At 63.1% G+C, this 13,310-nt stretch carries 12 protein-coding genes and 1 pseudogene; 3 read left to right on the top strand and 10 right to left on the bottom strand.

Going from position 1 to position 13,310, the window contains the following annotated elements:
- Positions 1-53 precede the first annotated feature (53 nt).
- The 4 genes and pseudogenes from ABIA90_RS24775 to ABIA90_RS24760 form a co-directional block, all read right to left on the bottom strand.
- Positions 54-1,337 carry a TRAP transporter large permease gene (locus tag ABIA90_RS24775; RefSeq protein WP_321576422.1) on the bottom strand — a complete coding sequence of 428 codons (1,284 nt, stop codon included), beginning with the start codon at positions 1,335-1,337 and terminating at the stop codon, positions 54-56.
- A gap of 237 nt (positions 1,338-1,574) precedes the next feature.
- Positions 1,575-1,922: pseudogene (locus ABIA90_RS24770) on the bottom strand (TRAP transporter small permease); the annotation flags it as partial.
- Positions 1,923-2,182: 260 nt separating this feature from the next.
- Complete coding sequence (locus ABIA90_RS24765) at positions 2,183-3,184, bottom strand: DctP family TRAP transporter solute-binding subunit (RefSeq protein ID WP_354119813.1); 1,002 nt, start codon at positions 3,182-3,184, stop codon at positions 2,183-2,185.
- Positions 3,185-3,396: 212 nt separating this feature from the next.
- Positions 3,397-4,167, bottom strand: a complete 771-nt coding sequence (locus tag ABIA90_RS24760) for a methyltransferase domain-containing protein (RefSeq protein WP_354119814.1) — start codon at positions 4,165-4,167, stop codon at positions 3,397-3,399.
- Between the two features lie 145 nt (positions 4,168-4,312).
- Here ABIA90_RS24760 and ABIA90_RS24755 point away from each other — a divergent pair, with 145 nt between their 5' ends.
- Positions 4,313-5,056: an SDR family NAD(P)-dependent oxidoreductase gene (locus tag ABIA90_RS24755; protein ID WP_028150112.1), complete on the top strand. Its 744-nt coding sequence runs from the start codon at positions 4,313-4,315 to the stop codon at positions 5,054-5,056.
- 97 nt (positions 5,057-5,153) lie between these two features.
- Positions 5,154-5,537, top strand: coding sequence for a YidH family protein (locus tag ABIA90_RS24750; RefSeq protein WP_028150113.1), 384 nt, complete (start codon positions 5,154-5,156; stop codon positions 5,535-5,537).
- Here ABIA90_RS24750 and ABIA90_RS24745 read toward each other — a convergent pair.
- The 3 genes from ABIA90_RS24745 to ABIA90_RS24735 form a co-directional block, all read right to left on the bottom strand.
- Complete coding sequence (locus ABIA90_RS24745; protein WP_247307729.1) at positions 5,506-5,880, bottom strand: hypothetical protein; 375 nt, start codon at positions 5,878-5,880, stop codon at positions 5,506-5,508. The genes ABIA90_RS24750 and ABIA90_RS24745 overlap by 32 nt on opposite strands.
- 60 nt (positions 5,881-5,940) lie before the next feature.
- Entirely contained in the window at positions 5,941-7,716 is a 1,776-nt protein-coding gene (locus ABIA90_RS24740) for an AMP-binding protein (RefSeq protein WP_354119815.1), read from the bottom strand.
- A gap of 468 nt (positions 7,717-8,184) precedes the next feature.
- Positions 8,185-8,538, bottom strand: a complete 354-nt coding sequence (locus ABIA90_RS24735) for a UBP-type zinc finger domain-containing protein (RefSeq protein WP_166350696.1) — start codon at positions 8,536-8,538, stop codon at positions 8,185-8,187.
- A 322-nt stretch (positions 8,539-8,860) separates the two neighbouring features.
- On the opposite strand from ABIA90_RS24735, the gene ABIA90_RS24730 reads away from it, so the two are divergent.
- Complete coding sequence (locus ABIA90_RS24730) at positions 8,861-9,955, top strand: amidohydrolase family protein (RefSeq protein ID WP_354119816.1); 1,095 nt, start codon at positions 8,861-8,863, stop codon at positions 9,953-9,955.
- A 61-nt stretch (positions 9,956-10,016) separates the two neighbouring features.
- On the opposite strand, the gene ABIA90_RS24725 is transcribed toward ABIA90_RS24730, so the two are convergent.
- The 3 genes from ABIA90_RS24725 to ABIA90_RS24715 all read right to left on the bottom strand — a co-directional run bounded on the left by ABIA90_RS24725 (position 10,017) and on the right by ABIA90_RS24715 (position 13,309).
- A complete protein-coding gene (locus ABIA90_RS24725) occupies positions 10,017-11,024 on the bottom strand; it encodes an NAD(P)/FAD-dependent oxidoreductase (RefSeq protein ID WP_354119954.1) in 1,008 nt (335 codons plus the stop codon).
- A gap of 8 nt (positions 11,025-11,032) precedes the next feature.
- Positions 11,033-13,027: a LodA/GoxA family CTQ-dependent oxidase gene (locus ABIA90_RS24720; protein WP_354119817.1), complete on the bottom strand. Its 1,995-nt coding sequence runs from the start codon at positions 13,025-13,027 to the stop codon at positions 11,033-11,035.
- A gap of 69 nt (positions 13,028-13,096) precedes the next feature.
- Positions 13,097-13,309, bottom strand: a complete 213-nt coding sequence (locus ABIA90_RS24715) for a hypothetical protein (RefSeq protein WP_354119818.1) — start codon at positions 13,307-13,309, stop codon at positions 13,097-13,099.
- Position 13,310: the final 1 nt, after the last annotated feature.

Genomic DNA, 13,310 nt, shown 5'->3' with positions numbered 1-13,310 from the left:
CATTTGAGCGCGCGGATTTACCGCGCGTTAGCCATGTCCCGGTGGTGCATAGGCTAATGCATCCCCAGCACCCGCGGCAGCCACAGCGTCAGATCCGGCCAGTAGGTCACGATGACGAGGAAGCCGAGCATGGTGATGAGCCACGGCAACACGGCGACCGCGAGCTCGGTTATTCGCATGCGCGCTATCATCGAGGCGACATAGAGATTTAACCCGACAGGCGGATGGCAGAGGCCGACCTCCATGTTGACGTCCATCACGATGCCGAAATGCACGAGGTCGATGCCGAGCTTCTTGGCCGCCGGCGCCAGGATCGGCGCCATGATCAGGATGATCGAGTTCGGCTCCATGAAGTTGCCGGCGAGCAGCAGGAGGATGTTGACGACCAGCAGGAAGCCGACCCAACCGAGATTCTGCGCCGCGATCCAGTCGGCCAAGGTCGCCGGCAGGTTCTCGTTGGAGAGCACGAAGGAGAACAGCACCGCGTTGGTGACGATATAGAGCAGCATCGCGCTGGTGTTGGCGGCGCGCAGCAGCACCCGCGGCACGTCCACGATCTTGATCGCCTTGTAGACGAACACCGCGATGACGAAGGAGTAGACCGCAGCCATCGCAGCCGCCTCGGTCGCGGTGAACAGGCCGCTGTAGATGCCGCCGATGATGATGACGACCAGCATCAATCCCCAGATGCTCTCGCGGAAGGTGCGGACGGTCTCGCCCCAGCTCGCCTTCGGCAGGCGTGGATAGTCGCGCTTGCGTGCGAGCCACCAGGTGACGATGCAGAGCATCGTCGTCAGCATGATGCCCGGCAGCAGGCCCGCGACGAACAGCGCGCCGATCGAGGTATTGGTGGAGACCGCATAGACGATCTTCGGTATCGACGGCAGCATCAGGATGCCGAGCGAGCCGGCAACGGTGATGATGCCGGCGCCGAAATGCATGGGATAGCCGTGCCGCACCATCTCCGGCAGCACGATGGCGCCGATCGCCGCCACGGTGGCGACGCTCGAGCCGCACACCAGCGCGAACATCGCGCAGGCGACGATGCCGGCAAGGCCGAGACCGCCGTGCCAGTGGCCGATCAGCGAGGTCGCGAAATTGATCATGCGGCGCGCGACGCCGCCATGGGTGAGGAAGTTGCCGGCGAGGATGAAGAACGGGATCGCCATGATCTCGAACCCCTCGATGCCGGTGAAGAGCTTCATCGAGACGGCTTCGATCGGCACCGTGGTCAGCGTGAACAGGAACGTCATCACGGTGAGGCCGAGCGCGATCGAGACCGGGATGCCGGTCAGCATCAGCGCGATCAGCAGCGCGAACACGGTCGCGGCACGCATCCAGTGCGGCAGCACCACCACGCCGAACTTCTCGGCGAGACACATTGCGAAGATCAGGATCGGCGCCATGATCAGGATGACGCCGAGCGGCGACACTTTTCGCGCGGCGGCCCTGGTCGCCGCGCCGGCGGGCTGCGGATGCAGCGCGGGCGAGACGTCAGCCTCCACGCCTTCGACATGGCTCTCGTCATGATGCGGCAGATGGCCGGTCCAGTAGTAGGACCAACAGACCTGCAGGAAGCGGAAGCACATCAGGCCGGAGCCGAGCGGGATCGCCAGATAGACGAACCACATCGGCGCTTCCAGGTCATTGGACTGCTGGCCGGTCTTGAACATCTCGGAGACGAAGGAGGCGCCGAAGGCGGCGATCATGCCGGTGAAGAGCGCGCCGCAGAGCAGCGAGAACAGGATCACGTGCTTGCGCGAATGTTCGGGCAGGCGGTTGACGAGCAGGTCGACGCCGACATGGATGCCGGTTCGCACGCCATAGGCCGCGCCGAACTTGGCCATCCAGATGAACATGTAGATGCAGAGCTCCTGCGCCCAGGACAGGTCGAGCTCGGACAGGAAGGTGAACACCGCCATCGACAGCGTCGCGAGCCAGCTCATCCCGTGCGCGGCCGCCCATCTGGAGAGGACGATCGATTCGCCTGCGCCGTAACGGTGCACCACGGCGATGAAGATCAGGCCGGTTGCAGCCGCGATGAGCGTCGCGATCAGCCATTCTTCGAGATGGTTGAGCGCCTGATTGAGCACGCGAAGCAAATCAAAGTCCCCCTATCGATGCGAAACGGCCGGAAGTGCGCACACTCCCGACCGTTCGTATTGTCCTTGCGGAAAACGCGTCAGTTCATCTTGACGTCGAGTTCCTTGGCGACGAGATCGAGCACCTCCTGCCCGACCCGGCCCTTTGCCCATGTATAAGTCGGCCGCATCGCTTCCTGCCACGCCTTGCGGTCGGCGTCAGTCAGATAATGCAGCTTGGTCTTGCCCGCCTTCTTGATCTCGGCCAGCGCGTCCTCGTTCTCCTGGTGCGCGATCTGGTTGGTGTACTCGGTTGCATCCACCATCGCCTTTTCGAGCTGGGTGCGGATGTCGGGCGGCAGGCCGGACCAGAATTTCGAGTTGACGATGACCGCATATTGCAGATGCGCGTGGTAGGACACGGTGATGTCCTTCTGCACCTCGTAGAACTTCTGGGTCAGGTAGTTCGACGCGGTGTTCTCGCAGCCGTCGACCACGCCGGTCTGGAGCGCCTGGTAGACTTCGGAGAACGCCATGATCTGCGGGATCGAGCCCATCAGGCGGAAATACTGGTCGGCGATCTTCGATCCGGAGATGCGGAATTTCAGGCCCTTGAAATCCTCAGGCTTCATCAACGCGCGGTTCGACGACACCATGTGGAAGCCGTTGTCCCAATAGGCGAGCCCCGTGATGCCCTTGGCTTCGAGCTTCTGGAACAGCCACTTGCCGATCGTGCCCTTCATCGCGTTGGAATAGGTTTCGTCGTCCTTGAACAGCCAGGGCAGGTCGAGCGCCTCGAATTCCTTGATGCCGAGCGGCGCGAATTTCGCGGTCGAGGGTGCCAGCATCTGCACCGAACCGAGCTGGAGCGCCTCGATCTCCTCCTTGTCCTTGTAGAGCGAGGAGTTCGGATAGACTTCGATCTTGACCTTGCCGTCGGTGTACTTCTCGGCGAGTTCCTTGAACTTCAGCGCGCCCTTGCCCTTCGGGGTGTCGTTGGCGACGACGTGGCTGAACTTGATGACGATCGGGCTCTGGGCCTGTGCCACGGCTGGGGCCACGAGAATAGCTGCGGCGGCGACCGCAAGAAGCAGCTTGCGCATGAAGTAACCTCCCAACAACCTCTAAAGCCGGGTTCTTTTTGTTTTGCAGCCCGGTTTGCAGCCCAGTAGTGGCAGCAATCCACCACCCGAACAACTAGACCTAAGCCCAATTTGCCGCAGGCAAGCTAGCTTGATGGCTGTTGTCCGCGCAACCCGGGACCCGCTCCCGGTCCCGGGTTGCGAACGGTATATGTCGCATTGCGGCAGTGCGATCAGCTCTTGCGCTGGGCGACCATGAACAGACGCCGGAACGGAAACAGCGTCTGCCCCGCCGCATTCTTCGGATAGGCCTTCGCCACCCGCTCGCCATAGGCGGCCTCAAACGCGGCCTTCTCATCGCCCTGCAGGATGTCGAGATAACGCGTCAGCCAGGTCCCCTTGGTCCATTCCTTCACGGGATTGTCGCCTTCGAGCACCTGCAGATATTCGGTCTCCCAGATGTCAACGTTCTGGGAAAGCGGCGCGAGCAAATCATGATAGAAGGCCGGCCCTTCGACCGGCGGCGGGGTGACGAGATGCTCGACCTTTGACCGCCACGGACCGTTCAGCGCCGTCTCGCCGATCAGCACATGCGATGGCGCGAGGAAGTTGCGCGGCATCTGCACCGCAAGCATGCCGCCGGGCGTCACCTTCTCCATGACCGACGGAAACAGCGCCGCATGATTGGGCAGCCAGTGCAGTGCGGCATTGGAATAGATCAAATCGTATTGCCTGGCGGGGCGCCAATGGCCGAGGTCCTCGTGCGACCATTCCACATCCGGCGCCGCCTTGCGGCCGGCGGCCACCATCTCGGCCGAGCCCTCGACACCGGTCACGGTCGCGTCCGGCCAGCGTTCCTTGATCAGTTTTGTCACGTTGCCGGCCCCTGCCCCGAGATCGGCGATCGCGCGCGGGGCGAAATCCGGAATCCGCATCAACAGGTCGACGGCGGGCCGAAGCCGATGGCCGGAGAATTTCAGGTATTGCTGCGGATCCCAGACCATTGCTCAACGCCTTTTCTTTTTCGTGTTTCCTTCGTCGAGGCTCTTGGTTACCACTGCTCGTCCCGCTCAGGCAATTCGCGAAGCCCGCGGGACGGGCAGGAAACGAACGACAAGAAGCAAAAAGCAAACAAGAGAGCGTGTGACCATGGACCTCGGGCTCAAATCGAAAACCGCAGTCGTGACAGGGGCGAGCATCGGCATCGGCCGCGCCATCGCCAAGGGTCTGGCTGCCGAAGGCGTCCGCGTCGTCGGCGTGGCGCGGCGCACTGATCTCCTTGCCGAGCTGGTGAAAGAAGTCGGCTCCGGCCTGATCACGCCGTTCGAGCAGGACGTGATGGCCAAGGACGCCGCGGAGAACATCGCGGCCTTTGCCCAAAAGGAGCTCGGCCATGTCGACATCCTCATCAACAATGCCGGCGGCAGCCGCCCGCTGCCGGTCGATGCGCCCGACAGCAAATGGGACGAGGCGATCGCGCTGAACTTCACCAGCTACCGCCGCATCGCGCACGCGCTGCTGCCGCAGATGATCGAGCGCAAATGGGGCCGCATCGTCAACATCACCGGCAAGTCCGAGCCGGAGGGCCTGAACGCTGCCTTCGCCGCAAAGGCCGCCGTGCACGCCTGGGCCAAGGGCCTGTCGCGCGAGATCGGCGAGCACGGCATCACCATCAACTGCATCCCGCCCGGCCGCATCATGAGCGAACAGATCCGCCGCAACTATCCGCCGGATTATCGCGAGCGCTTTGCCGAGGAAGAAATCCCGGTCGGCTATTGGGGCGAGCCGGAGGACCTCGCGGCGCTCGCGGTGTTTTTGGCCTCGCCGGTGGCGCGGTACATCACGGGGACGGTGATCCCGGTGGATGGGGGGCTGCGGCGGTATCAGTTCTGAGGGCGTGGGCTGGCTTCGCATACAGTGCGCCCCGCCGCTCCGCTCCTGCGGGAATAGCGCGCGACGAACCCCATCGACAGCAACCAGAGAGGTCTCGATGATTGAGAGATACTCAGACCACGCGGCAAACGAGCGGACTTTTCTCGCCTGGGTCAGGACGGGCATCGCAATCATCGCGTTTGGCTTTGTCGTCGAGAAATTCAACCTCTTCGTCCGAACTATCGCTGAAGCCAACAGGACGGAGATCGGGTCCCGACTGCAATTCGATCGCTTCACGGGAGCGTTCAGTCACTATGACGGCCTCGCGCTGATCGCGATCGGGATCGCAATCATCGTGATTTCGCTCTTTCGCTTCATCAGGACTGGCCGAATGATTGACGATGCACAATCTCATTCCGCCGGCGGCATCAAGACAGAACTGGTGCTCGCCGTTGTGCTGGGCCTGATCGTTACAGCGATGACCGTCTATTTTGCGCTCTGACTTTGGACCTAGCGGTGGCGCCGGCTTCCATCGACAACGTCTGGAGATCGCTTTGCATCACCATACGGGTCTGGGCATCGAGAGCGCCGAACGGTTCGTCCATCAGGATCACATCGGGGCCGACCTCGGTGTTGACTGACGTGATGTTGCGGCCGCGATGATGGACCGCATGTCTATACATATTCCAAGCCGCCGAAATGAGCAGGCCGAGGCCAATGGTGAGAATTTGGGCTTCGCGGGTTGAATGAAAGGCAGGGCCGGCTGCGGCATCGCCGCGGCGGCGCGTTGGGGTTGCGGCGTTCGCCGCACACTCGTCCACATCTACTGGCGTCGCCGCCGTCAATGACGCAGAGGCGGTCCCTTTAAGAAACACGCTCGGAAGGTCGGCGGCCGGGCTCTCTGGTCATGCATCAGTCGACGTGACTGCATTTCCTGCCGTCGACAACGCGCGTGGATGAGAGGCAAACCGGATGATGTGCGGCGAGGCTGCTCCGCTATAGAGACTGTCGAGAATGGCGGAACGGTTCTTCAGGACCCCGCGCTGATTGATGTAGCCCTTGTCCGTTGTCTCGCCTGCCGCGAGCGACAGCGGCTGGATCTGGATGGCAACGGCCGCTATCCGCGCGTTGGTCGCTGCCGCCAGGTTATGCTCGGTCAAGACCCGATGGACGTATGCGCGAACGCCGGAATCCAATGAAAGGGTGTCACCGGAATCCGCGCCTGCTGCGCCGTTAGCATGTCGCCTTGCACGGTCCGGATTGAGCCATACCAGCGCGACGAGAGAATCGCGGCCCTCGCCTCCAATGACCAGATCCTGCAGCACGCCGCCCATCCGGTTCAGGATGGCGGCACGCAGCTCGCCGACGAGCACCCACGTGCCTGTCATCATTTTGAAATTCTCCGAGAGACGCCCGGAAAACCTCAGGCCGCGGCAGAGATCGGCGGGATCGATGAACGAGACCGCGTCGCCTACCCGATAGAAGCCCTCTTCGTCGAATGCCGCTGCGGACAATTCGGGTAATCCGAGATAACCGGGCATGACGTTCGGGCCACGGACCCGCGCCTCGTAACCGTCCATCGCCGGAACCAGCTTGAGTTCGATGCCGGGTGCCGGCAATCCGATCTCTCCCGGCGCTTCGCACGGTCGATAAGACACGCAGATGGTCGGCCCGGCTTCCGTGGCACCGTATCCGGCCAAAATCGGAACTCGCTCGCCGCGGACTTCGATTGCATATTCCTGAAGCGTTGCCATTACGGACGCCGGGATCGCCGCGCCCCCGAAAATCATTCTGTCGATGCGATGGAAGAACTTCCGCCTCAGGTCTGGATCCTCGCCGAGCGCGGCACATAACAACGCGTAACCGGCTGGGACATTGAATGAGGCCGTCGGAGAAACGTCGTGCAGATTGGCGATTGTTCGATGAAACGCTTCGGGCGTCGGTCGGCCATCGTCGATATAGAGAGAGCCGCCGTTCTTCAGAATCCCATTCAGGATGACGTTGCAGCCCATGGTATGATGCCAGGGCAGCCATTCGATCTGAACCAGGGGCTGCGAGACCGGCGTGACCTGAGCGGCCATCTGCAGCACGCTCGACATCATGCGATGGGTATTGATCACTCCCTTGGGAGAGCCGGTCGATCCCGACGTGAACAGGATTCTGCCGACGGTCTCCGGTCCGAGTGCTGCGAACGCCGCCTCAAACGCGTGACCCGGTGTCGCGGCGGATAGCTCCGACAGCGGCGTGGTATCTGCCGCCTCTTCCGCCGTTATCCATTCGGCCTGCGCAAAGCCGGGGATGGCACGGGCTTGCACGAAGGGATCCGCCTTCTGGGCAAACACAAACTTCGGCGTGAGGACCTTCGCGATGTCTTCGATGCGGCTGAGGCCACCTGGCAGAAGACTGTAGCTTGGCGAGATCGGCGCAACCTGCAGACCGATCGACATCGCGGCGAACTGGATCACCGCATTCTCGATCGAATTACCGGACAGGATGGCCAGCGTATCGCCCGCTGAGCCACCCCGATCAATCAGCGCCTGCCCGACCGAGCGCACTCGAGACCAGAATTCGCCATAGCTGATCGACTGCCATGCATTGTCGCGGGTTCGTTGCGCGAGAAAGACGCGGTCCGGCGTTTCCTGAGCCCAGTGGGGAAGGTATGCGCAAATCGTCCCGCTCACTCCAGCGAGCACAATCCGCGATCGCAATATCAGGGTGCCGTCATCCCTTCTCGTGACCTCGATGTCGGTCGGTGGTGAAGGCATAGAACAATATGGCGTGGAAGCAGGATGGTCGAGAGCAGGCTGCACAGGCGTTCTCCTTTCGATATCCGCGAAGGCCCGGCTGAGGCGGCGGCGATCGACGCAAACGATCTGTAGTCCTCTCGCGCAATGAGGCTCCTGCAGAACGTCGGGAGGGCAATATCTCGATGCTACGTTGCGTGAGAATTTCATCTTCGCGAGGATCGCGTTGCATTTGCAATGTCGCTGATCCGGCGCCACGGACACCAGTGAGGGTTCCAATGGGGGATTCACGGGTGCCGAGAGTTCGCGCAAGACGTCCGCCCGTGAGTTCACGCGCGATGCCCGGAAGCAGCCCCGCTGCTAAACGCGCTCGTCGGCTATGGACCAGTTGCCAGAGGCTGCGACCTATTCATGCAGCAGCGATTGCCAGTCCGGAGGCACCGCGCCGTCCGGCCCGGGCACCGGCTGGTCCAACGGATGCGCGTGCGGGCCTTGCAGCTTCGGGCCCGCGAAGGGCTGTCCCGTGCGATAGTCGTAAAACCACCGTTCGCCCGGCTCGAAGCTCGTGATGATCGGGTGACCCGTCGCCGCGTTATGCTTCGTTGCATGCTGATTGGGTGACGTATCACAGCAGCCGATGTGACCGCATTCGACACATCTGCGAAGATGAAACCACCATCCGCCAGCAGCCGAGCATTCCACGCAACCCGTTCCGCTTGGCTTGGCCGCGAGGTTGATGCCATCCCTGTCAGACTTCATCGATCCACTCACTGAAAGTGATTGCGGTCATCGCAAATCTTCGCCGCCATCGCATTTTGCCAGTGTTTCGCCCGACGGGTCAACCTCGCGACATCAGGGAGCATCTCGCGGGAGAATTGGAGAGGCGTTCACACAAAGTTGCGGCGGCGATGCACAGGCGTGACGCGAGGCATCGTTCGGCGACGAAAAATCGGCGTATTCCAATCCCCAACAATCATTGCCCCGCTGCGGCCGCACCACAGACAGCGGAGGGACGAAACGTTCTGCCGATAGAAGCACCACAGGCCTTGGCTTTGCCAGTTCGTCACGGGAGACGTGCAACATGAACAAATGGGATCAAAAATCTCGAGGGCATCACGCCTGCCCCACCTGCTACGGCCCGCCCTCGTCGCGCCGCGGCTTCCTCGCGGGCGTCGGTGCGCTTGGCCTTGCCTCGGCCATCCCCGCCGTTGCGGTACACGGACAGACCAAGCCCGTGCTGATCGATACCCATCTTCATTTCTATCCGCCTGAGTATCAAAAGCTTTGGCTTGGCTACGAAGACGCACGCAAGCAGCCGCACTTTCCCGGCCAGGTGGCCTGGACCCGCGAGAAGCTCGTCGAGGACATGGACCGCAATGGCATACGTACAGGCATCCTGTCGGTCGCCTCCACGCCTGGCGTGTGGTTCGACCTCGGGCCGGCGGAAGCCGGCCGGCTCGCGCGCGCCTGCAACGAGTACGCGGCGGACATGATGCGCGACCATCCGGGCCGTTTCGGCCTGTTCGCGACCTTGTCGATGCAGGACGTCGATGCCACGCTTAGGGAGATCGAATATGCGTTCGACACGCTGAAGGCGGATGGGATCGGGCTGCAAAGCAGCTACGGCGACAAATGGCTCGGCAATGCCGCCTACAGGCCGGTGTTCGAGGAGCTGAACCGTCGCAAGGCGGTCGTTTATGTGCATCCGCTGGTCGCGAGTTGCTGTAGCGCGCTCAGCGTCGGAACGTTTCCAGCGGTGATCGAAGTCCCGCACGACACCACACGCACCGTGACGAGCCTTCTGCTCAGCGGCGCATTTGCCCGCCATCGCGATATCAAATGGCTATTCTCGCACGCCGGCGGCACGATTCCGATGATGGCCGGGCGCATCAATTCGTTCTATGGGGCGCGGCCCGACCTGAAGGAGTTTGCGCCGGACGGGATCGAAGGCGAGCTACGCCGGCTTCACTACGACACCGCGAATGCGACTTTCGCGCCGTCCATGGCCGCGCTGCTCAAGCTCGTGCCCGCCTCGCAGATCACCTATGGCAGCGACTATCCGTACTTCAGCCTTGGCCAGTTCGCGCAGTTGCAGAAGCTTGGCCTCTCGACAGACGATCTCGATGCGATCGGCCATCGGAACGCGACACGTCTCGTTCCCCGGCTGCAGGGTTAGAGGATCATCCCGAAAAGCGTAGAGCGGGCTTCGGAGCCCGATCGGCCTGCGAAATCATGCTTCATTGCGCGATCGTTTTTGCCGGATCGGCCCATGACTGCGGCGCCGGAGGACGCGGCATGGTGCCATAGACGCTGCTACGGCCTGCTTCGCAGTGAAGGAATGTTGTGGCGACCGCGTCGGAATACAATCGCGCCGAGGTCGGGCTCAGCCGATCGGCCGACAACAGCGCACCCGTCGCGACCAAAGCGGACGACAATGCGTTGAACAGGCCCTGAGAGGCAATCGGATCGAACGCCATCGCCGCATCGCCCACTGCAATCCAACCTTCGCCCGCGGCCTCCGAGAGGAGGCAAGCGGACGCGTCCACGCTGAGCAGCGCATCTCCAGCCGGTGTGCCGGATCTGCGAATGCGCCAAGTCTGCACACGCCCTCGCGGCCCACGGATGCGGTAAGACCAGGTCGGTCCATCGCTGCTGTATTCGAGCCACGATGCGGAACCGGCCGGCGCGCCATCAGCCGCATCCTCGACCAGTTCGGCGACCATGCGATCCCGGACGGCCACGCGCGCGCCCCGGCGCCGCGCAATCGCGGCGGCGCGCCCCGTTGCATCGACAACGATCTCCGCAAGGACGAGCTTCGCCCCAGCGCTATCACTCGCACGACAGATAACGCCGCGGTCCGGCGTGACGCCGATTGCGCGCAGCCCGCAAAACGTAACCCCGACGGCGACAGCCTCGTCGCGAAGGCGCTCGTCGAAACGGACGCGATCGACCACATACCCGACGCGGCAGGGATGACGCAGAAAGTCCTCGTAGTCCGACGCGCCCGAACGGTGAGTTCGCCGAATCCCGAGACAGGCTCGGGCGATCGCCGGATCGTCGAGCAGATGATCAAGTCCTACCGCCGCAACAGTGGCGAGCGAGGCCGGGGCAAGGAGCTCAAGCCGCGTCGTCGGCGTGACGCCGGAATCTGCGACAATAACCGTGCGGCCCCTAAGGGCCAGCAGGCGTGCGGCGGTCAGGCCGGCGGGCCCCGCGCCGACCACGAGACAGTCGGTGCGCAGCACGTCCAAGGTCAGATCTCGCCCGGGCGATAGGTCCGCTTCGGCGGGGGAGCCGTCTTGCGTGCGCCGCGCCGCTGCGCCAGGCCCGCTGTCGTCTGCGGCAAGAAAAGGCTCTCCATGTCTTCGACCGCGTGGTACTTCGGATCGGCCGTGACATCGATCGGCCCGCTGTTGTCGCGGCGTCCCTGCTCGACCCGCAGATCCTGCACCGGCAGAGATGCAGGCGCGTTCTTCACCGGCAACACCATGCCGAGCTCGGACCATTCCGCAATCATGTTCGACAGGCGGTCATAGTAATCGTTGCCGCGGATGTCGCGCAACCAGTCGACCCGGTTCATCAGGTGCTTGAAGGTCTGCTGTTGCGTCGCCTGGCCGAGAGGCGCGATGGCGGCCGCACGCAGATAGTTTCCGTCTGCCAGAACCTGATCCGGGGCACGCGGTCCCCAGAACGTCGGCATCGACAGGAACGTCGACGGGAAGTAGTCGGCGGCCGAATTGCACGAGGTATGATCGGTCTGCCAGGGCACGCCGAGGAAACGGGTGAGGCAGCCTGCGGCAACACCGTCGTGTGGGCCGTTCGCGCCGGTGCAGACCGCCGGCGTGAGAGTCCCCCCGAAGTCCTGCCGCGCTGGTTGCTCACCGGCCAGGACCTTCAGCCGATACGCCGATGTCCACATCAGCGGAATCCGCATCACCCATGTCATCTCCATCGCGGGATGGAACGGGCCGCCGAGACAATCGTGCAAGGATGCGCGCTCGAGATGCTTGACCTGGACCTCGGGAGGCAGGGCATCGAAGTCCTGCGCCTGCGGCGGCTGGTGCGACGGCCCGTCGGCGTCGAATGTTCCAGCAGCCCAGCGCTTGAGGTGCGCGTACTGGGTCTTCGTCACGGCAAGCAGCGAATTCGAAGGCTTCGGCGGACCTTCGAAGAATTGGTCGACCGCATCGCCGAACACCTGCGCTATCTGATCTTCGATCAGTGCGCCGCTCGCGCCTGGATCGCGAAACAACGCCAGCACGGCCGCGCGCCACGCCGCATTCGCAGCAGACGCGTCGTTGAGCTTGGCGAGGACTTGCGCATTCTGCGCGTCGAGCGGCGAGCCAAAACCATGAACGACGAAGAGCCCGTGGTTGACCCATTGCAGTCCGGTCAGGCGCTGAAAGATTGGTTGCACGTCGTTGACGAACGAGGTCTTGACCGGTCGTGGAATCCAGCCCTTGTCGTAGAACACTTCCCGCACCACGTCGTCCATCGTGACGAGACCGAACAGCCCCGGCGCGTAATTCGGCGGCGTAACGCAGACATAGCCGGGCTCCGCATCGATCGGTGCATGCCCCGCAAATGTCACTTGCGCCCGCACCGGCCCGTCGCTGACGTCATCGTGCCAACCTGGATTGTTGGCGAAAGTCAGGGGCCGGGTCCCTTTGCGGAAAGGCCGCGAAACTCCATTGCCGCCGAGGAAGATCAGCCGCCCCTCCTCATCGGTACGAAGCTCGCCGAGATAGACCGGCGAAGCCCAGAACGCGCCATCGTCCAGCCTGATCGGGCCAGCCCCCTGCCCCGCGATGCTTCGCGGGGTTGGCGTGATGTCGAGCTTCCACCTGGCGTCCGGCAAAACCAGCTCGCGATTTCGCTGCAACGCGTTCTGGCTCAGCGGGCCGAGGTCCATTGCCTGGTTGAACTCGTACCAGCCGGCCTTGAGGTTTGCGATGCAGACGCGCCACTCGATCTTCGCGGATGCAGCGGTCACCTCCTGCACGCTGCCGTCCTTCATGTGGGCGTAGATGCGGAAGCGCGCGGCTTGCCGCTTGATCTCTCCATTCGCGGTGCGAAAGTCCTCGACAAAGCGAGCCGGCTGTTCCGGCGTCGTGCTGGGCAAGGTCGACGCACCGCCGATCATCTCGGGGCCGATGACGTAGTCGCCGGCGCCTTGCGCGTTGCCAACGCGGGCGACGCCGATGGGCGGATAGACTTTCAGCGCTGCAATTGCGTTTGGATCGATCATCGTCTGACCTCGATATCAAAAGGGATTGTCCAAAAACGGAGGCGTCGCACGAGACTTGCCGCGAGGCCATCAGCGCGGATGGTCCGGCTCGTCCATCGGCTGTCCGTTCAGGCTGCGCCTCGCGGCGGCGGGTTTCTCGCCGGCCTCGATCCGCCGCCTCTGGAATTTGTCGATGAACGAGGCGCGGATGTCCTCGATCGGCTCGAACTCCGAACGTGGCGGCGCGGTGCTCTGCGGAGCAGCTGCCGCGCCGAGCCCACGCGACTGAAAGCGATGCAGCATC

This window comes from Bradyrhizobium sp. LA6.8 (assembly GCF_040547935.1).
In the GTDB taxonomy this organism is placed as follows: domain Bacteria; phylum Pseudomonadota; class Alphaproteobacteria; order Rhizobiales; family Xanthobacteraceae; genus Bradyrhizobium; species Bradyrhizobium barranii.
Note: the sequence above shows the minus strand (reverse complement) of the source record. Positions and strands in the feature narration are given on the sequence as shown.